Below are 22037 nucleotides of genomic sequence, written 5' to 3'. Positions count from 1 at the left end.
ATTGTTTTTCATCCTCATTTTGTATGGACACTTTCCATCCCTCGCTACATGGTTTTTCTTTATTATACTAAAAATTCAATATTATAGGGGAGGAATTCGAGTTGTTCGACAGTCTCTTTTCAGCAGGCTCAGATCGACTTTGAATGAGAAAACTCCTATACTAAAAAACCTTTCTAACTCAACCGGAGTTGAGAAAGAAAGGTTCGCTGACTACCTTTATGCTGTTGTTACTTCGTCTTCCGAAGCACTGTCGGAATCCGTGCCTTCCAAGAAGAATTGTACCAGCTTCGCATGCTTTTTGAGTGATTTCTCATGAATAAGGTTAATTTTACCGTTATCCAAAGCCCCGAATACATAGATTAATTCCTCGTTATTATGCGACCAATCAAAGCCCTCAAGAATTTGCAGGCATGAAGTCCATTCATCGTTATATTGCCCATTCGGGAATAGGAAACGATTGGCATAAAGCGCGATACTTTCCTGAATCACACGATTCGCGGACGTATATTGAGCCAAGCCTGGCTGTTCCGGCATCATCGGCAAAATCGTGTTGAAAAATTGATGTAAAATTTCCACGTAAGTGGATGGATCTTGACGAATTTTACGCTGCAGCTCATAGGACGGCTGCATTCTGCCGGAGAACAGCATCGTTGCAGTCGCATACAACCAGCTGAAGCACGTAAAATTACGGTTAAACGATGTTAAATTACTGCGACGCTCGACGCCAACAGCCTTCAAGTACACATTGTGATCAACAACTTGTTGAATCACCAGATTAAGCGGATCGATGGAATCAAAGGAGTGACCAAGCTCTTTGCTCACTAGCTGGACTTTGGAGTTGATGTCACCGAAAAGCTGCTGCTCCTCTTCCTCGGTGAGGCCAATATAAATTTGCACAGCAAGCTGTGTTTCCATCAAATCCAGTCGTCTGCCTTCAAGCTGATTGATCGTGCCTTCCGTCTCTTCGACTTCTTGCTTAACATCAGCATCTTGCGGAAACTTACGCTGCTTAATTTTCAGCAATACAAGCTTCTTCTCGAACCGTCGAACTTCCTTCTGCATTTGTTCATTCACATAACCAAGCGCTAAGATACGGTGCTGTCCATCCAAAATAGACAATTTGGAGCCATGCTTGAGAAGGAATTCCTTCTCCCCTTTGGATAACTGGTTCACTTCACGAAGCGACAGGGTCACAGGTCCAAAAAAGACATGATCCAATTCCCGCTCTTGCAGGTAGGTAGAGATCTTACGTCTTTGCATATTGCTCAACTTCCGCTGTACCATCGGGTCAATCATCGTATAGTTCAACAAATCCTGGACGCGTAAAGCTACGGTTGAAAGTCCGAACTTATCGCAAAAAGGATGAATGGTCATTTTCAGGCGCAATCCTTCCATTAGCTCACGTCCTCCTTGTCACTGATCAGAAATGCATTCTGTTCTTGATAAAAACTTTTGATAAAATTATATGCTTTCATAATACGCGTGCGTCTTGGCAAGCGATCTTTCTCATCTCCGGCATAAATCCCATTCCAGTTCACATGAGGAAGAATTTTCAAAGCATGTTCTAACGCATAGCGATTGAATTTGCCTGGTTTGGTTGCTTCTTCATGGATGAACAGCGCCAAAGCAATTTGAATATTTTCCGACCATACCGCTTCGCCTTTGGTTGGCTCAGGCAAGTAATTCAGTAAGCCATTAAAGTAAGTTCCACCTAGTGAAACAAGCTCTTGCAGATCTTTATCCTCATATTGATAGCCGTTATTACGAGCTGCTGATTTCATTCTTCCTTCGAATAAGGCGATCAAGATCTCGATCAGCAAATGATAAGAGAACAAATACTCGGGTGATTTCCCACGTTCAGAGAACATATCCACAGTCAGTTTCTGCATCGCTGGCGCTTTGGCCGCAAGCTCTGTTGCAGCAACATGGTAGAATCGGCGTTGATCGCGCAATACAGCAAGGTTTCCGCCAAGCTTCCGCGGCAGCTTGTTAATATCAGAGAACAGTTGGCGCTCTTGACGCGCATTAATGTCCAGGTACGTCATTGTTGAAATAGGGAAAGCGTACAAACGGCGTAATTTCTCTGTGATTTCTTCCATTTTGTCATATTCACGACGATCCTTGGCACGTGCCATTTGACTTTGCAGCGTCTCCATGATGCGCTGGAAAGCTGCCAAACGATGCTGACCATCTACGACATATAATTTCTCAATCGGTTGCAATCGCAAAGCCTGCTGCTCATCATCATAATGACCTGCTCCTCGGGCAGAAAAAATAATGCCTGGGAAATAGATCGGTTGGCGATCTTCCAAATACAAATTCACATAATCAATCAATTTAGAGAGATTACGTGGAATAATCGCGCGCTGCACCTCTAAATCAACTTCATAAATCGAGAATAGTTTGCTCATAGGTAATGTAGCTGCAATTGTTGCTTGCCCAAACGTCTGACCCAATACGCCAGGAATTTCAACGTAAGACGAAGGCTTCTGTTCAGCTAAAAGCTCAGATAAAGATGAAATGACATCCATACAGGTACCCCTTTCAAGTTATAAAAGTAATTTGTTCAAGTGATTCGATATGTCTCTCATTCTCCTATTTTTACCAATATCTCTAAATTTCATTCTAGTGTTTGAAGCCAATCTCCTATTCGCCTTGCCGCTTCAAGTAATCTTGTTTCATTCTGTACCAAGGCGATTCGCACAAAGCCCTCACCTTCTGCCCCGAAAGCATCTCCAGGAATAACGACAACACCAGCACGATAAAGCATTTCCCGGGAAATTTGTCGAGATGTCCACCCTTTTGGAATAGCGGCCCAGATAAACATTGTAGCCTTCGGTGGGGTAATCCTCCAGCCAGCTTCTTGCATGGCGGAAATAAATACATCACGTCTTCTCTCATAAACGCCGGAAACCGAATGATCGTGCTCCATATCTTCCTCAAGTGCGGCAATACCAGCCGCTTGAATCGCTCCCCATACACCATAATCAATATTTGATTTCAGTGTTTTTAGAGCATTCACCGCGTCTGCACATCCGGTAAGGAAGGCGATTCGACAACCTGCCATGTTAAAGCTTTTGGATAGAGAATGAAACTCGACCGCAACCTCCTTAGCGCCTTCTATCTCCAAAATGCTCATCGGCTTATAGCCGTCGAAAGCCATTTCAGAGTAGGCTAAATCATGTACGACAAGCAAATCATGCTTCTTGGCATAGACAATCAATTGCTCAAAGAAAGCACGATCTGCAACAGCAGACAGCGGATTGCTTGGATAGTTAAGCAGGATGAATTTCGCCTTAGCAGCCACGTCTACTGGAATGTCTTCTAATTGGGGTAGATAATTGTGTTCGGCGCGAAGCGGAAGCAAGTAAGACTCGACGCCCGCAAGCACCAGACTTGCCGAATATATGGGGTATCCTGGATCGGGAACAATAGCTATATCCCCTGGATCGCAGAGAGAAAGCGCTAGGTGAGCTAAACCATCTTGGGAACCCATCAAGGTTAGTATTTCACTTTCCGGGTTAAGCGCAACCCCGAACCGATGCTGATACCATCCAGCCACAGCTTCACGAAAGGCTAAGCTTCCTTCTGAAGTAGGGTAACCATAGTGAGAGGGATCCTGTACAGCCTGAACAAATGCTTCAATAATCCGAGTAGACGGTGGAAGGTCAGGACTTCCTATACCTAAATCTATGACGTCTACCCCTTGGTTCATAACCTCTCTCTTCCAATCAGCTACTTCCGAAAAAATAGCAGATCCCAGCTGACTAAGTCGCTTTGAGCCTGTTATTGTCATGGTTCAATTCCTCGTTATGTTGATTTCAATTAATGGCATTAACTAATAATACCTACTTGATGAACAAGCCTGATCATATAGAGCAAAAACAAGACTAGGCCAAGGTAGGCAATTCCAAATTTCCAGCGCGTGCTTGCAGGTACCTCGTAGTAGCGTTCTTGAATCCCCAGCGGTGAGAAATCCACTTGGACTTGGAGCCCTAGGAAAAATCCATTCTCTTTCTGGACGCGCTCTACTTTAACGAGTTGGACCCTTTTCACGGTCGATTGCTGAGGCAAATAGGCATGCCCTTCAAAGCCGATCCCCAGCCAGGACATCACGATAACTTGTCTGCCTTCCCCAGCGCCTTGCAAATCCGAATAAGTCGTATATTCCAGATCACGGGTGTGATTCTCCCCAGGAATCATATAACCTTGCTGCAGCAAGTGATCCGCCGCAAATTCGAAGCGCGTTGATACCGATACAACTTGTTCATGCTTCCTATACTTCACATATTTCTTGTACAAATCCCAAGCAAACATCGCCCAGATGACAAAGAAAATAAGTTGATTCAAAAAGTGTCCCAAATAGATAATGAAAACTAGTCCGCCGATTAGCCCTAGTATCCATAACCAACGTGTAACAGCTGTTGAAATTCTCCCGCCATCCAAGGGATTAATTGGTATTAAATTAATTAAATTCAAATAAAATGCAGCATATGCAACTGAGACAATCACAGGCGAATTCATATAAATACCTAGGCCAAAAGCTGCAACTCCGCCAACTGTACCAATAACGGGACCGCCAATTGCTATAAAAGCTTCCGTTTTAACATCAGTCGGATACTTTTTCATTGCAGTTATAGCACCAAGAAATGGGATAAATAAAATTCCAGAGACCGGCAGCCCTTTGATTTTGGCAGCAAGAACGTGACCAAGCTCATGAATCAGAATCATGACAACAATACCAATGGCAAAAGGCAATGGGGCCAGGAAGGCATAGGCCCATATCGTAACAAACATGGAGATGATAGCTCCGCCGACTTTCCCGAACTTCAAAGCCGCCAAAAGCAGCTTGCCTTGCGAAAGTAAGACGGCGATAAAACCGCCTAAAGCCAGAGGCGATTTTTTGCGTGGTGGTTTCTTTTTCTCCTCCAACCTCACATCACCCCTTCGCCCAGGCTTCCTCAAACTCTGGTTCTTTGAAGCCTACCGTAACTTTATGGCCGTCTGTTACGATGGGGCGTTTGATCAAGCGGCCGTTTGAGGCTAATAAATCAAGCATTTGCTCTTCGGACATGCCTGGCAGCTTGTCTTTCAAGTTCATTTCTTTATACACGTCTCCAGACGTATTAAAAAACTTTTTGATCGCCAGACCACTGTCGCTGAGCAGCTTGGCAAGCTCCTTGGCAGAAGGCGGTGTATCGAATAAGGGCACATTATCGGTGATTTCGACCTCATGGGCCTTTAACCATTTGATGGCGTTACGGCATGTCCCGCATTTATCGTAGCAAAACACTTTTACTTGCATGATGTGAAAGCTCCTTTATGATTGAAAGAGGATGAGAACTATTTAAAATTCTGGGCTAAATGTAAACGAAAGTCAAGTTATACCTAAACAAAAACCATCCAAAAGGGGATGGTTTCTGTCATTTTAGTCCGTTTCTTGGAGCCAAATACGCAAATCGGATAAATCCGATGGCAGGGGAGCTTCATAATCTGTCCATTCTCTGGTCCCCGGATGAACGAAACCTAATCGAAAAGCATGCAGCGCCTGACGATGCAGCCGTCCACTTACTTCAGCTGACCATTCATGCTGCTCGAATTCGGGCAATGTATACATCTTGTCTCCCAGCAGCGGATGCCCCAAATGCCGCATATGGACGCGAATTTGGTGTGTTCTGCCTGTTTCCAGCCAAATCCGCACCAACGCCGCATGCTTGAATTGTTCCACAACCTCGTAGTGGGTGACGGCGTTGTAGCCGGTCGGGGTTACAATGCGAACATGCGGCTGCTCGGGATCGCGGTCAATCGGTTCATTGACTGTCCCTTTCGCATCATCGAAATTCCCCCAAACCAAAGCAAGATATTCCTTTTTCACCTGATGCTGAATCATCTGTTCCGAGATTTGTTGATGGACATACGGCGTCTTGGCAATCGCAAGAACACCTGATGTTTCTTGATCCAGTCGGTGAACAGGGCGGAATCGGCAAGTAATCCCGGCTTGCTGCCAATGATGAACAACACCGTTCGCAATGGTATTCACATAATGCCCATGAGTAGGATGTACAATGATGCCAGACTCTTTGGCCAGAATCAGCAGATGGTCATCTTCATGCAGAATATGCAGAGGAAGCTCCTGCGGCAAAATATCCTCAGACTCTTCCTCCTCCATCCGAATTTCCACACGATCGCCTGCTTGAACCTTAATGTTAATATATTGTCTGGCGCCATTCACAGTGATTCCCTGCTCAGTCAGCTTAATACGGGAGAGCAGCTTGCGTGAAACCATCAGTCTTTTTTGTAAAATAGTCTTAAGAATAAAGCCCTCTTCCTCGGGCGGCACGATGTAAACTAACGGTTCGTAATAACTCATGATTTGCGTCTAAACACCTCAGCACTGCGAATGTACTCCACATCTGCAATACCTTCACGGAAATTCGCTGTGCGGGCAATTGTGAAGAAGAGATCGGAGAGCCGGTTCAAATATCGGCGCACTTCAGGATTAATTTCCTGTGTGCGAGCCAGCGTCACCACTCGGCGCTCTGCTCGGCGGCACACGGTCCGGCAAATGTGCAGCGTGGAAGAAACGGTCCCGCCTCCCGGCAAAATAAAGCGGGTAATATCCGGCGTCTCTTGATCATATTGATCAATCCAAGCTTCAAGTACATCAACCATGTCGGAAGTTACTTTATATGGGCGAAGATCTTGTTTCAATAAGGCCAAGTCCGATCCGCAATCAAAAATTTCATGCTGAATTTGCAGCAAATTCGGCAGTAAATCCGGATATTTCTCCGGATCCATGAAGCTCATGGCCTGCCCAACATGACAATTCAGTTCATCCGTTGTCCCGTAGGCTTCCACCCGAGCATCGTCTTTATCGACACGACCGCCAATTACACCTGTTTGCCCGGCATCTCCCGTACGCGTATAAATTTTCATCCTTTACCAACCTCCGTTTTCCTAGGCTTTGCTGTATCCATCATCTCATAAACGCGCTGCATATCCAAGTGGCTTCTGACATGATCGGCAAGCCTGTCGAAAGCAGCCTCTCTGCGCTCTTTGAAACGAAGTCCGCCGACAATCGGGGACAGTCCCTTCTGCTCGCGAATGCCATTCAGCCATGCCCTGCGAAAGTCATCATTATGCAGGATTCCGTGCAAGTAGGTCCCCCAAACCCGACCCTTTTCCACAGCTGCGCCATCCGCATGCCAACCTGAATCGCTGTCACCATTCTCCGCAGCTGTCCGAATCTGAAAGGGTGCTGCCATGTCCTGCAAATAACGCGTCCGACCCATGTGGATTTCATAGCCGTCAATTGCAAGCTCAGTCCCATGTGGGGCAAATAGGGTAGATTTGCCTTGCACTTGAACCGTCCGTTTCTCCGGTGTAAACATCGTCTCCGTCGGCAGAAGTCCTAAGCCTTCCAGTTCGGGATGGTGCGATTCATATCCATTCGGATCCAACAGCTTGCTGCCGAGCATCTGATAGCCTGCGCAGATCCCGGCGACCCAGCCTTTTTCTAGCTTTGCAAAAGCCTGAATCCGCTCTGTTAGTCCGCTTTCATTCAAGTGCCTTAGATCGTCCATCGTATTCTTGCTGCCTGGAAGCAGCACAACATCCGGTTCTCCCCAATCGGCGAGGTGCGTAATGTAGCGGAAATGGACATCTTTCTCCTCTTGAAGCGGATCGAAATCCGTGAAGTTCGAAAGGCGAGGCAAGCGAATAACCGCAACATCCAGCTGATCCGCCGATTTGCCATTCGTGGCTTCATGGCGCTTGTTTTGCACTCTTTTGGAGTCCAGAGAAGCCGAATCTTCATCTTCAATTCCCAGCTGCGGCAAATATGGAATGACCCCTAAAACGGGCTTGCCCGTCCGCTCCTCCAGCCAATCTAAACCGGGCTTCAGGAGGCTCACATCCCCACGGAATTTATTGATGATAAACCCCTTCACGCGGTTGCGTTCCTCTGGTGTCAGAATTTCCAGCGTTCCGACAATAGAAGCAAATACGCCGCCACGATCAATATCGGCAACGAGCAGAACGGGGGCATCCGCCCATCCAGCGAGGCGCATATTGACGATATCGCGATCCTTTAAATTCACCTCTGCCGGGCTTCCCGCCCCTTCAAGCACAACAATGTCATATTCGCTGCGCAATCTTCCCAAAGCATCCTTCACAATGACCTCGGCTTGCGGCAAATAAGATTCACGATACGTCCTTGCGTCCAAATCAGAATACGGCACACCGTGAACAACGACCTGTGCCACCATATCTTGTTTGGGCTTAAGAAGAATCGGATTCATGTCCGTCGTTGCCAAAATTCCGCAGGCATCGGCTTGGACACCTTGGGCTCGGCCAATCTCTTTGCCGTCGAAGGTCACGTATGAGTTCAGTGACATATTTTGAGATTTGAATGGTGCGGTCTGCCAGCCATCCTGCACAAGAATACGGCATATCGCTGCCGTTAGAATACTTTTGCCCACATCGGAAGCCGTTCCTTGAACCATCAGAGTTGCTGCTTGCAACGTCGCTTTCGTCATGACCTTATCCTCGATTCTGCGTTAAATCTGATAACATCGTATGTAATCCGGCGATTAACCGGCAATTATCCTCACGAAGACGAACGGCCACACGGCAATAACGTTCATTCAGCCCTGCAAACAAGGAGGCATCTCGAATCAAAATGCCTTGCCGCCCCATATGCTGCTGAGCCTGCTTAACCGTAACCCCCATCGAAACAGGAAACGAAAATAGTAAAAAGTTCACTTCACCATGGACAACGTCCAGTCCCAACTGCTCAAGCTGTTGGATAAGCCACGGTTTTTCTTCCTGAAGCCACTGCCGGCTGCTGATCTCGAACGCCTCATCTTCAAGTACGGCCGTGCCAATACGTTGAGCCAAATAGTTAACACTCCACTGTACTTGAAGCTGCTGTGCTAGTTTAATACGGTCTGGATGAGCCACCATAAAGCCTAAACGTATGCCGGGAATCGAATAAAATTTGGTCATCGAACGAAGGACTACCAGACGCTGACTCTCCGCAGCATGCTGAAGCAGAGAATGCTCCTGTTCATTTGGCACAAAGTCCATGAAGGCTTCATCCAAGACACAAGGGTGATCACCTTGCAAAAGCATAGCCAACACATCGCGTGATATCAGCTTGCCAGATGGATTATTGGGGTGTCCGAGGAACAATAAATCCACTTCAGCCTGCGCTGCTTCTACATCTTGCTGCTGCAAAACAAATTGATGCTGAGCGTGCAGAGGGATATTGTAAATCCCGCCTCCAGATTTATGGACCGCTTCCTCATATTCACTAAAAGAAGGTCTTGCCAGACCTGTCACCTGCGGCTTCAGAACTCTGGCTGTCAAATCAATCAGCTCTGCTGCTCCATTCCCGACTAGAATGCTTTCCATCGGAATGTTGTACTTGGCCGAAAGCTTGCTGCGCAGCTCGCGAACGGCAGGATCCGGGTATTGAACAATATCCCGCCATCCCTCCCTGAGTATGTGCCTGACAACCGAGGGAGGTCCCAGCGGATTCATATTAGAGCTAAAATCGAGGAACCCCATCTCCGGTTTCCCATAAGCTTCTTCGGCCGTTCGGAGATCGCCTCCATGGCCATAGCGTTCCAGCATTCCGTATCCCCTTCCCATCATAAAATCTATGATAAAGAGCATGATTTTAGTTATACAAGTACGATCGGTACGAATATAACGCCTAACAACAGGACGCTTTCCAAAAGCTCGTTCAGCGCCCCGTAGGTATCTCCTGTTAACCCGCCTAGTTTACTGCTCATATACGCTGCGAAAGCCCAGCCAGCTGCAAGCGTGCCCAAAACAGCACCGCACACAATGATCCAAAATGTGGAATCGAACAAAACAGAGGCGTTCCCATCACGGAGTGTTCCGCCTACGAAAATCGTAGTTGCAAGAAGGGCTACGCCTAACGAAGCAAAGACATGTCCTTTGCGCACGCTGCGAAATAAGCTTCCCAATCCGCTGTCCTTACGCGCATAGGGCCATACATAAATCGCCAATACCATAAACCAGCGGCTCCATATGGGAACAATAACGATTAGAAAACTATTCCCCCAGCTGCCACTGTTCGTCGGATGATCCAGCCATGTGTACAGCAGAGAAAATTTCAGTAGCAAATGCAGGACGCAGACGATGACCCCCATCGCGCCTACGCGGCTGTCTTTCATAATTTCGAGCATCTGCTCGCGGGGACGATGGCTGAGAATGCCATCAGCCGTATCCATCAAGCCATCCAGATGCAGCCCCCCGCTCAAAACGACCCATATGCCCAGCAGCAAGGCAGCAGCTGGCATTGGCGGCAGAACGATGCCAAGTCCCTTGCCAGCAAGCAGCAGAAGCAGCCCCATGACAAACCCAGTGAGCGGATAAAAAACTACGCTTCGCCTAAACACACGCTCTGTATAATCAATTTGCACCGGTATGGGCAAGCGCGTCAGAAATTGAAAGGCTGCTATGCAAGCGCGCAGCCAGTCTAGCACAAAAGCACGAGCAGTATGCATAGCAATCCTCCCATCACTACAAAACTAACGCCGTAGAGCATACGCACAGCGTAGACGATATCCCGCTGCGTCCGCGGACGCAGCGGCCACCCCAGGCGGGCGCGCTCGCTTGCCGCGCCGCCGTAGACATTCAGCCCGCCCAGCTCAATACCGAGAGCCCCGGCTACCGCCGACTCCGGAATTCCGCTGTTCGGGCTGGGGTGCAAGTGCGCGAAGCGGCGGACGGCTGCGGCCGAACGCTTCGCCGAAAGGCTCGGCTGCAGCAGAGCGACGAGAATCAGCAGGAGGCCGGTCAGCCGCGCCGGAATCCAGTTCATGACGTCGTCCCAGCGGGCCGACGCCCAGCCGAAATGACGGTATCTGTCATTTCGGTAGCCGACCATCGAATCCAGTGTATTCGATGCCCGGTATAACATCGCGAGCGGCGCTCCGCCGAGCAGCGCGTAGAATAACGGCGAGATTACCGCATCGACAATGTTCTCCGCTACCGTTTCCACGACCGCGCGCGTCAGTTCTTCCTCCCCGAGCTCGTCCGTATCCCGGCCTACAATGTAGCCGGTATACTTGCGAGCATCGGCGAGTTCGCCTTTGCGCAGCGGATTGTACACGAGATAAGCAGCATCCTTCAGCCCTTTGATGGCAATAGTGGTTGAAATCAACCATGTGCTCACCGCATATCCCAGCCATTCATGAACGGAACGTGCTGCCATAATCAGCACCATCACACTAAGGAAGCTAATGCCTATGGTCGAAACGGTTAGCACAATGCCTTTGGCCCGCAGCCATCCCGGTGAATCGGTGTCTTTGCGCAGCATTTTTTCAATTCCGCGTATCCAGCGTCCGATATGAATAACAGGATGGGTCGGCCACTTCGGATCACCAACAATCCAGTCTATCACGATGGCAGCAATCGTCATGCTGACGATCTCCTGCCAGGAGTACATCCACATGGTAATCACCGTTCCGTCCTTACCGACGAAGGACGTGTATCCAGTCGATAAGCTCTACTTTTTAACTCGATAGGAATTCCTGCCGTAACCAAGAATACCTCTTCGCAAACGCTCGCTAGGCGCTGATTCATCCGTCCTGCCAGATCTCGGAAGCTGCGTCCCAGCGGGTATTCCGGCACAATTCCGTCTCCCACCTCATTCGTTACCAGAATGAGAGTCCCCGCGTAGGAGGAAACCGACTCAGCAAGCTCATCCAACCGTTTCGTAACCAAAACTGAGGCATTAGCCTCTGATTCATAGCGAAGCAGCCAATTCGTCAGCCAAAGCGTTAAGCAATCTACCAGAACCGCAGGTGCGGGTGTTCCAGCATTCATAGCGTCCGCCTGAAGCTGCTCAAGAAGCTCGCACAGCTCATACGGCTCTTCCCGCGTATCCCACGGATAGCCCGAGCTGAGCCGCTGCTGCTTGTGCAAATCTACCCGCTCCCTCATTTCCTCATCGTAGATGTGGGAAGTCGCGATGTATATTCCCCGCATCTCGCCGTGCATCGCAAGCTGTTCTGCGAAAGCGCTCTTGCCGCTTCGCGCGCCGCCCGTTACCAACACCGCCATGGCGCCCTCGCCCCCTTCTCTTCGTAGCTATCTTACGTCAATGCCGCCAACTGATTACTCCCGCGACACGCCTGCGCTTTCGAATGTCGCCATTTCCCTCATGATCTTGCCAGTGGCGTCGATCACGTTGAAGACCAGCACTGCGCCTGTTCCTTCGCCCAGCCGCATATCCATCTGCAGCATCGCTGCGAGGCCTACAGCTTCGAGCATCTTCGTATGCCCCTGCTCCTGCGATAAGTGCGAAGCGAGCATATAGGACGCGCTTAGCGGTGCTAATCGGCTCGCCACAAGCGCTGCTGCCGACGAGATGAAGCCGTCGACAACGACCGGGCAGCGGTTTTTTGCTGCCCCCAGTATAACCCCAACCAATCCGGCGATTTCGAGCCCCCCGACTTTGGTTAATACCTCTAGCGCATAGTCCCCGCTTGACTGGATCTCTTGCCCTTCCGCAGGCCGAAGTCCATTCACATCCAGGGCCTTGTTCACGACGGATTGCTTATGCAGCCATTTGGCATCGTCAATGCCTGTTCCGCGGCCAACCGCTAATCTGGCGTCCAAGCCCGTCAGCGCGCACAAAATAGCAGCGCTTGCCGTGGTGTTGCCGATCCCCATCTCCCCTGTCGCAAACAAGCGAAAACCCTTCTCGGCCAGCTCGTCCACAAGCTCGACACCGGCCTGAATAGCCTGAATGGCTTCATCAGGCGTCATCGCCGACTCGAGCGCCATATTTCTTGTGCCTTTGCGTACTTTGCGGGCAACCAGATTCGGATGCTCCAGATCGGCATTTACGCCCATATCCACACAGATGACTTCGGCACCGGCATGTCTGGCCAGTACGTTGACAGCTGCTCCGCCATACAGAAAATTCAACACCATTTGAGGTGTTACTTCCGCTGGGAAAGCACTGATTCCCTCTTCGCATACCCCATGGTCTCCGGCCATGACGATCACGGCTTTTTTCTCGAAAACCGGCATCACTTCGCCTGTAATTCCGGCAACTTGACGGGCAATATCCTCGAGCTTGCCCAGGCTTCCCTGCGGTTTGGTCAATTGGTTCAAATGATCATTAGCTTGCGTCACCATATCTTCCTGTATGGGCAAAATGCTTGAAATAATCGATTCCAGTTTATTCATATCGTCAACCTCCATAAAGTTCATTATTTGCCTGGCTGCAATAGAATTTGCGGAGCAGCATTGACAGGATGCGGCAGAACGATCGGTTCCGTTCCATATACCTCTTTGATTAATCCGCTTGTAATCATCTCATCCGGTGTTCCGATTGCTGCCATGCGGCCATTGTGAATCACCATCAGACGCGTACAGTACTGGGCTGCCAGATTTAGATCATGCAGAACAGCAACGACCGTTAACTCAGCTTCGTGCTGCCATTCTTTGATATAGTCCATCATTTGCACTTGATACCCAATATCGAGAAATGTCGTTGGTTCATCCAGCATGAGCAGCCGCGGCTGCTGCGCCATCACTTTGGCCAGCGCGACCCGCTGCCGTTCTCCTCCGCTTAGACGTTCGATGGTGCGGTCAATGAGGGGCTCCAAATGCAGCCTTTGAATAATGGTTTCAATCAATCCTTCTGCATCAGCGGAGTCCTCTCCCAACCAATTTTGGAAAGGATATCGCCCCATTTCCACCACTTCACGGACCGTAAAGCCGACCGGAGGAAGTGCGTCCTGCTGCAGCACGGCCAGCCATCTGGCAAGCTCCTTCCGCGAGAAGGAGGCGGCTGTGCGCTCATCCAGCAGCACTTTTCCCTTTTTGATCGGATCAATCCCCGACAAAAGCCGAAGCAGCGTCGATTTCCCACTGCCGTTGGGTCCAATAATGCCAAAAAACTCACCTTGCTTGACCTCAAAGCTAATCTGTTCCAGAACCTGCTGGTCCAAAAAGCTCTGACAAAGCTGCTCCACTTTAATCATCGTGATCAACCTCTTAACGTTTTCTTATCTTTGTGAAGCAAATAGGCGAAAAAAGGCGCGCCCAGAAAAGCCGTGATGACACCAAGCGGAATCTCGGTTGGGCTTAACAAGGTGCGGGCAAGCGTATCAGCCCATAACACATAGATACCTCCGCCAATGGCGGAAAGTGGAATAATCAATCGGTAATCAGGTCCTACAATCAAGCGCACCAAATGAGGCACAATGAGACCTACAAAGCCGATCACACCCGCAACGGATACGGCTGCAGCGGTTAAGAACGTAGCTGTGATCAAAACAACCAGCTTCGTCCGTTCCACATTCACACCAAGATGGGAAGCCTGACGCTCGCCTAACGAGAGTAAATTCATGGATCTGGCGTAACTCAGAAGCACCAAAATACCAATTAGTAAATAAGGTGAAATGATATAAATATAAGACCAGCCGCGCATAGCCAAGCTGCCCATTAACCAGAACACAATTTCATTAATAACCTGCTTCGAAATCGATACCATGAACGACACAATCGCCCCTAGGAAAGCTTGCATGACAACGCCTGATAAGATAAGCGTCTCCATCTTCAGCTTGCCGTCAATCTGTGCAAGCTTAAGCACAAGGAATAAAGAAAGGAGCCCCGTCACGAAGGCAACGATCGGAATCGACCACTGTCCGAACCAAGCCATCTGCAGGCCAAAATAAATGAGAAAAGCAGCTCCTACCGATGCTCCTGAAGAAACACCCAGCGCATAAGGATCTGCAAGAGGATTGCGGAGCACCCCTTGGAAAGCTGCTCCCGCAATGGAAAGCGATGCACCTACCAAAATGCCAAGCAACACGCGGGGAAATCTCACTTTATTAATAATTTGCTCCGCCGATTGCGGCCAACTAACAGGAATAACATCACCAAGCCAAGGAATATGCTTGCCGAGAATACCCGCTATTTGGAAGATGGGAAGCTCTGCTGTACCTAGCGTTAAACTCACCAGAATAGAAAGAAGAAGGAGTATAACTCCTACTCCTCCCCATAGCATTAATTTTCTTTTCATTTATTTCACCAGTTCGGGATAGATGCCTTTGGCCATTTGAAGCAGCCCATCCGTCAATCGAGGTCCCGGACGGCTCAGCATGTTCTGATCAAGGCCGATCACTTGCTTGTTTTTCACAGCTTCAATCGCGTCCCAGCCGCTGCGAGTCCGGATAATTTCGTCCAAGGATTTCTTGCTTTTCGTATCAATAACACCGTTAGCGAATAAAATAACGGCCGGATTTTGCGCAATGATCTTCTCTTCGCTGATTTGGTACCAGCCTTTACCGTCCCCAGCCACATTGATACCACCGGAAAGCTTAATCAATTCATCCATGAATTCGCCGCTGCCCACAGTCCAGCCCGGGCTGAATTCAATATAAACCTTCTTCTTGTTTTCTTGCTTAACATCCTTCACAGCGTCGACAACCTTCTGACGATCTGCTTTCATTTTAGCAACAATTTTATCTGCTTGGTCTTGATGGTCTGTAATCAAACCATACGTTTGAATGTTTGCAATGACATCATCCAGTGTTTTCGGCTCAACCTTAAAAATGTTTACGTTCAAACCACGCAGCTGCTCCACCGTATCGACTTTCATCGAAACACCCGTAAAGACAATATTCGCGTTGGAAGCGATGAGCGCTTCTTGGTTCGGCTTGGTGATACTGCCTAATTTCGACTTCATTTTCGCCGCTTCCGGATAATCATCATAATCGGATACACCGACGATGTTCGCTTCTAAGCCAAGGGCAAAAAGAGCTTCCGTTTCTGCCGGGGATACAGATGCGATACGTTCCGGGGCTTTCTCGAACGTGAACTCTTTGCCTGTAGCATCTTTAATCTTCAAAGGATATGTCGTCTTTTTGGCAATTGCCGGTGATGCTGTAACCGTTGGGGCCTTCGTTCCCTCGCCGCCCAGCTTGGATGGATTGGTTATTTCTGCATCCTTTTTCCCGCAAGCCGCTAAGCTGACTGCCGTTGCCAGCGCTACTGTAAGGATCAGCGCTTTTGTAACCAACTTCTTCTGCATGGTCATTAACCCTCTTTCTACCAAATAATTACGATTGACCTTCTTAGTGCCATTACAACCAAAAAGTCCCTCTGTTCCTGAAAGGAACAAAGGGACGATAAATCGCGGTGATTAGCAACTTGAGGCTTGCTTCCTGATTTAACGCGATCCTTTTCCTCGAAGGATGTCGTATAGGGCTCCATGGGCAGGTATTCTGACTTTCCACCTTTGCTAAGTGGATTACAGTGGCGGGACCGCGCCGGACTTGAACCGGCTTCCCTTTTAAGCTGCCATGCTTATCATGAAGCATGCCAACACCTATGGCGCATATTTAACTATCAATCTATTTGTCGATTATAGACGTCTTGCTACTTTTGTGCAATTACTTTAAGCACTTGCTTGGCTTCCTCGAGCTTTGGTGCGTTTTGAGGAATGAATGCGACCAGCCCTTTTCCTTCAAAGCCCTGCTCTTTCATCCACTTGTTTCCTGCCAGTGGAATACCGTATAAATGCTTTTCGGTAGGCTTGCCCTCTTCCTTCATTTCAACGACACCGTCCGGATAGTCCTCTGGTTTAATCGTCTCATCCAGCGAAACAAACCCGCCTTGGTTGCTAAGCGATTTAAACTGATCTTCGGCAAGGATGAAAATACCGTTCCCGCCAGCTGCTAGTTCAACAATCATTTTCTCCAATGAGAAAATGGGGGAGCTCACTAATTTAACGGTTGGCGTCTCACCAACTTTGGATTTCAAAGAACCTTCCAGCTTCTCTGCCGCTTCACTCGGAAAGCCATTTTGTCCCATGACAAAAATCGAAACATCCGGTTTCGGTCCGCCGCAGCCAGCCAGCAGTAACGTAAGTCCAACCATCATCATCAACAGCCATTTCACTTTCATGTTGTGAACGTACCTCCGTATGTTATCTGAATCCTTCGATAGTCGCGAGAAAAGTCGGTTTTCACCGACTTTTCTTTCCGTTGTTCATATATTCATTTATCTTATGGTCTAGGATTGTACTCAATTCGACAACAGCTTCTGAGGTCATTTCTTGACCGTCCAGAACCATCTGTTCAAGCTTCCGTCGTAAAGAATGAATCTCTTCTTCGAGTAAGTTGAGGGAATTTTTTTTCTTTGCACGCTTAGTCAACCAACGTTGTCCGAAATCCTGATCGCGAATATGAAGCTGTTTATGATAGGTTGATAGTTGGTATTCCAAAAAAGCCATGCTCATCCCTCCTTACTACAAGAATACCAGTTTTTAGACATAATGAACATATCTATTTACTTTTCATTTTACAATTTTCTCAGAAATTTTCCAATGCGTTCCAAAGCTTCATTCAATTGAGAAACACTATACGCATAGGAACAGCGCAGGAAGCCTTCTCCCCCTAAACCAAACACATCACCGGGTACTGCAGCGACCTTGGACTCGAACAATAACCGCTGTGCAAACTCATCTGAAGTTAGCCCCGTTGCTACGATACTCGGGAAGGCATAGAATGCGCCTTGCGGCTCATGGCACTCCAGTCCAATCTCTCGGAAGCCTTTGACGACAAGCCGTCTGCGTTGATTGTACGACTCGATCATACGGTCTTTCTCTTCCAAGCCATTGGTCAATGCCTCGTGTGCAGCCACCTGCCCCATGACCGGTGCGCACATAACCGTGTATTGATGAATCTTCGTCATAGCGGAGATCAGCTCTCGATGACCGCAAGCATAACCCATCCGCCAGCCTGTCATGGCAAATGCCTTGGAGAACCCGCTGACGAGAATTGTCCGATCCTTCATCCCTGGAACAGCTGCGAAACTCACATGCTTCTGTCCGTAAGTTAATTCGGCATAGATTTCATCGGAAATGACGATCAAATCGTGCTCTTCGACCACTTTAGCAATCGGCAGCCAGTCCTCATAGGTCATAATACCGCCAGTCGGATTGCTAGGATAACAAAGAATTAATATTTTGGAGCGAGGCGTAATCGCATCACGCAGCGCTTTCTCTGTCAGCTTGAATTGATCCTTTGCGAACGTTTCGATACCGACTGCCACACCACCGCTAATGCTGGTGATTGGTGAATACGAAATATAGCAAGGCTCCGGAATAAGAATCTCATCCCCAGGTGTAATCAGCGCGCGCAGTGCCAAGTCAATCGCTTCGCTGCCCCCAACGGTAACCAGCACCTCATCGGTTGGCTCGTATTTCACTTTGAACGATGTGTACAAATATTCGGCGATCGCTTCACGAAGCTCTGGAATACCGGAGTTCGGCGTGTATTTCGTTCTGCCGCGCTCTAGCGAGTACACAGCCGCTTCACGCACGTGCCAAGGCGTCGAGAAATCCGGTTCTCCCACACCGAGCGAGATAATGTCATCCTTGCTGTTGCTTACCAAATCAAAAAACTTACGGATCCCGGAAGGCTTTATTCCACGTACGGCAGGAGCGAGATAATCTTGCATGGATTTGACCTTATTCTGCTCAATCGTTGTCTCATCTTTGATCATGGCGTCCCTCTTCTTTACGGCGAAACAAGCATTCGGTGATCGTCAGCCTGATCTTCGAATATGATGCCGTCTTGTTTGTATTTTTTTAATATGAAATTCGTTTTAGTCGAAAGAACGCGATCAATCGGGGATAGCTTATTGGATACAAATGACGCTACTTGTTTCAGGGAACTCCCCTCAATTTCGACAAGCAAATCATAGGCGCCAGACATGAGATAGACGGATTTGACTTCTGGATATAAATAGATCCGTTCTGCGATGGCGTCAAAGCCATGTCCGCGTTCCGGCGTAATTTGCACTTCAATTAGGGCGGTAACCTTTTCGTCATCTACTTTACTCCAGTTCACCACTGTCGCATATTTGACGATGACCTTATCCGCTTCCATCTCGCTTATCGCTCGCGCCACTTCGTCCTCCGCCGTTCCTAGCATTGTGGCGATGAGATCCGCACTCCTGCGCGCGTCTTCCTTCATCAGTTCGAGAATTTTAAGCTTCAAAGTATCCATGGTTAAACCTACCTTTCTGAAATATGGGTTTTCGTTCATCCTTTAATCTTACAATGAATCGGTAGCTTAATTCAATTACTGTACCTGTCTAACAAGCAGATTATTTTTGTATAACCAAAATATCCATGCTTGAACATCACAAAAAGACCTCTGGATACCCCAGCGGCCTGCTTTCAACGCTCGTAACGATCAACCATGCACAACTCCAAACTTGGATTCGGCTTGCAGCAATTTGTTTACCATCGTTTCAATTTCACGGTACTCATACGTAGGACGCACATGAATAATCGGTACATCGGCGCTGCAGCCAATTCCCACAAGCGTGTTGTCATCATAGACCGATATGACACACGGCGTTTCAAGCTCGTTCCAGTTCACTTGTACCTGAGAACCTGACTTTATGCACTCTTCTGTATATGTTTGTATAAAATTATGAAGTTGATCTTTCTCAGGAAACGCATTAACATAGGCTAGTTTCACAATAAATCCACCTTTCCTCCAAACAGCTTCTACTCTTATAATTATACTCATAAATGAATTTTTATTCAACTTTTAAATAAAAAAATACAGCTCATCGGAATTATATATTCCTTTAAGCTGCATGGTGACACTCTTTTAGTCAAAAATGTCCATAGACAGGTATCTCTCACCTGTATCTGGCGCTATGCACAGCACCCTTTTGCCCGCGCCCAGCTTATGCGCCACCTGCAAACCCGTCCAGACCGAAGCGCCAGCAGAAGGCCCTACGAGGATCCCCTCTAGGCTTGCCAGCTCTTTCATCGTTCGGATCGCGTCCTCATCTGACACCTGCACGATATGGTCATAGATGCTCGTATTCAAAATCGCCGGCACGAAGCCAGGACTTGTCCCTACGAGTTTATGCGGCCCTGGGCTTCCTCCAGACAATACCGGAGAGCCTTTCGGCTCAACAACATAGATCTCAATATCCGGCAGCTTCTCGCGAAGCGCTTCGCCCGTGCCTGTAATCGTTCCTCCGGTCCCGGAAGTTGCAACGAAGGCATCCAAGCGGCCTTCCGTCTGCTCCAGAATTTCCAGAGCTGTCGTTGTCCGATGAATATTCGGATTCGCCGGGTTCTCGAACTGCTGCGGAATATAGCTGTTCGGGATTTGATCCCGCAGCTCCACAGCTTTGGCAATGGCTCCCGGCATTCGCTGCGCGGCAGGCGTAAGCACAACCTCTGCGCCGTAAGCCTTGAGCAGATTAATGCGCTCTTTGGTCATATTGTCCGGCATAATCAGAATCGCTTTATAGCCCTTAGCCGCGGCGTTCATCGCAAGTCCGATGCCCGTGTTGCCGCTCGTTGGCTCAATAATCGTAGCGCCCGGACGAAGCAGCCCTTGCTTTTCCGCCTGCTCAATTAAATTAAAAGCAGCGCGGTCTTTCACACTACCACTTGGATTGAAATATTCAAGCTTCACATAAAGCTCGGCATCTCCCGGTTTGACCAATCGGTTGATTCTCACCGCAGGTGTATCACCGATCAGCTCTGTGATGCTGTTTACCATTTTGTGTTGTGCCACGTATTACTCACTCCTCTTCCCAACAATAACCGATACCCACATTTTTATCGGGAAGCCCTATCGATGTCAAGGTTTAATTACAGATAGCTGCTTTTTCATGAAATACCAACTGAACAGCGTAGAGCTGCCAATGACCAACAACAGCACATTGATGACCAGAGGAGCTTTGCTCCATGAAATGACACAGATGAAAAGCAGAACGCCCAGCATTCGCCCCACATTCAGGGACAGCTCGCGAAGTACGATATACTCCTCCCTTTGCTTTGCGCTCTCTTCATTGGATCCAATAAGATCGAATACAGCCGAAACCATCGGTACCGAGTACATCGGAAAGAACAGCGAAGCTCCCAAACCGAATACGAGCAACGTGGCATAGCCCATTTTCCAGAAAAAAGGAAGGATAACGACAACCGCCATTAAAGCACCGATAAACATGCTGATTTTCCGAAAACGAGGCTTAATGAATCGTCCTGCCGCCCAGAAGCTGACTAAGGACACAGCGGAAGTCATGAGTACAAAATTGCCTAAGCTCGCTTCACTAGCGGTAGAAATGTAGACGAGCAAAGCAATCATGAAACCAAATACCCCTTCTCTAACACCTTGAAATACGAGTGCTAAGCTTACCCGCTTCCAAGGGGTCTCCGATTGCCGCAAAATGCGCAAAGGAAATAACCACTCATACGTGCCCTCGACTTTGCGTTTTTTCAAAAAGAAGCTAATGACCACCCCAAGCAGAAAAATGCCGAGTGAGATGGAGAAAATCAAGCGGTATCCCAAGCCGTCACCCAGGTTAACGATCAACAGCCCCGAAATCCATGGTGCAATGATGCCTGCTCCCGAGCCTAACAGCCCGACCCATCCATTGAAGCGGTCACGATTATCCGGATCTGTCACTTCAAAATAAACGACATTAAAAGCAACCCAGAAGAAAGCCGCTGATATGCCCTGCACCATACCCAGCCACACAAAATAGTGGATACTGCTTGTCCCCATCCATAAAACCAGCATATAAAAAACGGCTGAAACGAAGACACCAGCCCGCAAACAGTTCATTTTGTTATGTTCCTTGACCCATTTGCCAGCGAGCCAGAAGGTAATCGCCATCGTTACGTGTGTCGCTAAAGTAAACCAACCGATTAAAGCGTAATCATTTTTCGCCTTCCACAGATAGACACCCACAAAGGTTCCCGACAAGGCATTCGCCCCGCCAAATAGCGTATGAACGATGAGTAATAAAATAGCCTGAGCGTCTAAACGTCCTTTTTGTACACTAGCTTGCTCCTGAACAGCGCCGCTGCTTTCTCGATTCTCAAAATACGTGCCTGCTGGATTTCCTTTCGCTTTGCCTTGTCCAAATCGCTGTCGGCTCTGCCCTTTTTGCATGCGCGCCTCCCACCCTTTCCCATACATCGAAATCGCTCTTGT

The 22037-nt window shown here is 48.4% G+C and carries 23 protein-coding genes and 1 riboswitch; all 23 genes read right to left on the bottom strand.

Translation table 11 applies throughout. The features are described from left to right. Positions 1 to 216: 216 nt before the first annotated feature. Positions 217 to 1395 (bottom strand): DNA sulfur modification protein DndB, encoded by a 1179-nt coding sequence (locus HQN90_RS31465; RefSeq protein ID WP_173226488.1) that lies wholly within the window; start codon positions 1393 to 1395, stop codon positions 217 to 219. Beyond that, positions 1395 to 2531, bottom strand: coding sequence for a DNA sulfur modification protein DndB (locus HQN90_RS31460; protein WP_079409352.1), 1137 nt, complete (start codon positions 2529 to 2531; stop codon positions 1395 to 1397). The genes HQN90_RS31465 and HQN90_RS31460 overlap by 1 nt, the downstream gene beginning before the upstream one ends. An 89-nt stretch (positions 2532 to 2620) precedes the next feature. Next, the gene (locus tag HQN90_RS31455; RefSeq protein WP_173226486.1) at positions 2621 to 3796 is read right to left on the bottom strand and encodes an aminotransferase class I/II-fold pyridoxal phosphate-dependent enzyme; all 1176 of its coding nucleotides are present in this window, start codon (positions 3794 to 3796) and stop codon (positions 2621 to 2623) included. A 38-nt stretch (positions 3797 to 3834) separates the two neighbouring features. Continuing rightward, positions 3835 to 4938 carry a site-2 protease family protein gene (locus HQN90_RS31450; protein ID WP_420851100.1) on the bottom strand — a complete coding sequence of 368 codons (1104 nt, stop codon included), beginning with the start codon at positions 4936 to 4938 and terminating at the stop codon, positions 3835 to 3837. Position 4939: 1 nt separating this feature from the next. Continuing rightward, positions 4940 to 5308, bottom strand: a complete 369-nt coding sequence (locus HQN90_RS31445) for an arsenate reductase family protein (RefSeq protein ID WP_173226506.1) — start codon at positions 5306 to 5308, stop codon at positions 4940 to 4942. A gap of 120 nt (positions 5309 to 5428) precedes the next feature. Beyond that, positions 5429 to 6370 carry an RluA family pseudouridine synthase gene (locus tag HQN90_RS31440; RefSeq protein WP_173226482.1) on the bottom strand — a complete coding sequence of 314 codons (942 nt, stop codon included), beginning with the start codon at positions 6368 to 6370 and terminating at the stop codon, positions 5429 to 5431. After that, positions 6367 to 6936 carry a cob(I)yrinic acid a,c-diamide adenosyltransferase gene (locus HQN90_RS31435; protein ID WP_173226480.1) on the bottom strand — a complete coding sequence of 190 codons (570 nt, stop codon included), beginning with the start codon at positions 6934 to 6936 and terminating at the stop codon, positions 6367 to 6369. The genes HQN90_RS31440 and HQN90_RS31435 overlap by 4 nt, the downstream gene beginning before the upstream one ends. After that, a complete protein-coding gene (locus HQN90_RS31430; RefSeq protein ID WP_173226478.1) occupies positions 6933 to 8537 on the bottom strand; it encodes a cobyric acid synthase in 1605 nt (534 codons plus the stop codon). The genes HQN90_RS31435 and HQN90_RS31430 overlap by 4 nt, the downstream gene beginning before the upstream one ends. A gap of 4 nt (positions 8538 to 8541) precedes the next feature. Then, positions 8542 to 9636 (bottom strand): threonine-phosphate decarboxylase CobD, encoded by a 1095-nt coding sequence (gene cobD / locus HQN90_RS31425; RefSeq protein ID WP_173226476.1) that lies wholly within the window; start codon positions 9634 to 9636, stop codon positions 8542 to 8544. A 50-nt stretch (positions 9637 to 9686) separates the two neighbouring features. Then, the gene (gene cobS, locus HQN90_RS31420; RefSeq protein WP_173226474.1) at positions 9687 to 10538 is read right to left on the bottom strand and encodes an adenosylcobinamide-GDP ribazoletransferase; all 852 of its coding nucleotides are present in this window, start codon (positions 10536 to 10538) and stop codon (positions 9687 to 9689) included. After that, positions 10511 to 11488 (bottom strand): adenosylcobinamide-phosphate synthase CbiB, encoded by a 978-nt coding sequence (gene cbiB, locus HQN90_RS31415; RefSeq protein ID WP_173226504.1) that lies wholly within the window; start codon positions 11486 to 11488, stop codon positions 10511 to 10513. Before cbiB ends, cobS begins: the two co-directional genes overlap by 28 nt. Before the next feature lie 5 nt (positions 11489 to 11493). Further along, positions 11494 to 12099 carry a bifunctional adenosylcobinamide kinase/adenosylcobinamide-phosphate guanylyltransferase gene (gene cobU, locus HQN90_RS31410; protein ID WP_173226472.1) on the bottom strand — a complete coding sequence of 202 codons (606 nt, stop codon included), beginning with the start codon at positions 12097 to 12099 and terminating at the stop codon, positions 11494 to 11496. A 54-nt stretch (positions 12100 to 12153) separates the two neighbouring features. Further along, positions 12154 to 13233 carry a nicotinate-nucleotide--dimethylbenzimidazole phosphoribosyltransferase gene (gene cobT / locus HQN90_RS31405; RefSeq protein WP_173226470.1) on the bottom strand — a complete coding sequence of 360 codons (1080 nt, stop codon included), beginning with the start codon at positions 13231 to 13233 and terminating at the stop codon, positions 12154 to 12156. Between the two features lie 23 nt (positions 13234 to 13256). Continuing rightward, the gene (locus HQN90_RS31400; RefSeq protein WP_173226468.1) at positions 13257 to 14033 is read right to left on the bottom strand and encodes an ABC transporter ATP-binding protein; all 777 of its coding nucleotides are present in this window, start codon (positions 14031 to 14033) and stop codon (positions 13257 to 13259) included. 5 nt (positions 14034 to 14038) lie between these two features. Then, a complete protein-coding gene (locus HQN90_RS31395) occupies positions 14039 to 15076 on the bottom strand; it encodes a FecCD family ABC transporter permease (protein ID WP_173226465.1) in 1038 nt (345 codons plus the stop codon). Further along, entirely contained in the window at positions 15077 to 16087 is a 1011-nt protein-coding gene (locus HQN90_RS31390; protein WP_173226463.1) for an ABC transporter substrate-binding protein, read from the bottom strand. 166 nt (positions 16088 to 16253) lie between these two features. Continuing rightward, positions 16254 to 16403, bottom strand: a riboswitch (cobalamin riboswitch). A gap of 31 nt (positions 16404 to 16434) precedes the next feature. Then, on the bottom strand, positions 16435 to 16962 hold the full coding sequence (locus tag HQN90_RS31385) for a type 2 periplasmic-binding domain-containing protein (protein WP_173226461.1): 528 nt from the start codon (positions 16960 to 16962) through the stop codon (positions 16435 to 16437). Between the two features lie 61 nt (positions 16963 to 17023). After that, entirely contained in the window at positions 17024 to 17290 is a 267-nt protein-coding gene (locus tag HQN90_RS31380) for an aspartyl-phosphate phosphatase Spo0E family protein (RefSeq protein WP_173226459.1), read from the bottom strand. A 68-nt stretch (positions 17291 to 17358) separates the two neighbouring features. Next, positions 17359 to 18564, bottom strand: a complete 1206-nt coding sequence (locus HQN90_RS31375; protein WP_173226456.1) for an aminotransferase class I/II-fold pyridoxal phosphate-dependent enzyme — start codon at positions 18562 to 18564, stop codon at positions 17359 to 17361. Positions 18565 to 18578: 14 nt separating this feature from the next. Next, the gene (locus HQN90_RS31370; protein ID WP_079409369.1) at positions 18579 to 19070 is read right to left on the bottom strand and encodes an Lrp/AsnC family transcriptional regulator; all 492 of its coding nucleotides are present in this window, start codon (positions 19068 to 19070) and stop codon (positions 18579 to 18581) included. Between the two features lie 189 nt (positions 19071 to 19259). After that, positions 19260 to 19550: a hypothetical protein gene (locus HQN90_RS31365; protein WP_079409370.1), complete on the bottom strand. Its 291-nt coding sequence runs from the start codon at positions 19548 to 19550 to the stop codon at positions 19260 to 19262. Between the two features lie 135 nt (positions 19551 to 19685). Next, complete coding sequence (gene cysK, locus HQN90_RS31360) at positions 19686 to 20597, bottom strand: cysteine synthase A (protein WP_173226502.1); 912 nt, start codon at positions 20595 to 20597, stop codon at positions 19686 to 19688. A gap of 81 nt (positions 20598 to 20678) precedes the next feature. Beyond that, entirely contained in the window at positions 20679 to 21995 is a 1317-nt protein-coding gene (locus tag HQN90_RS31355) for an MFS transporter (protein WP_173226454.1), read from the bottom strand. Positions 21996 to 22037: the final 42 nt, after the last annotated feature.

Origin of the sequence: Paenibacillus alba (assembly GCF_013204855.1) — a bacterium.
GTDB lineage: Bacteria > Bacillota > Bacilli > Paenibacillales > NBRC-103111 > Paenibacillus_E > Paenibacillus_E alba.
This window is presented reverse-complemented; position numbering and strand designations above follow the sequence as displayed.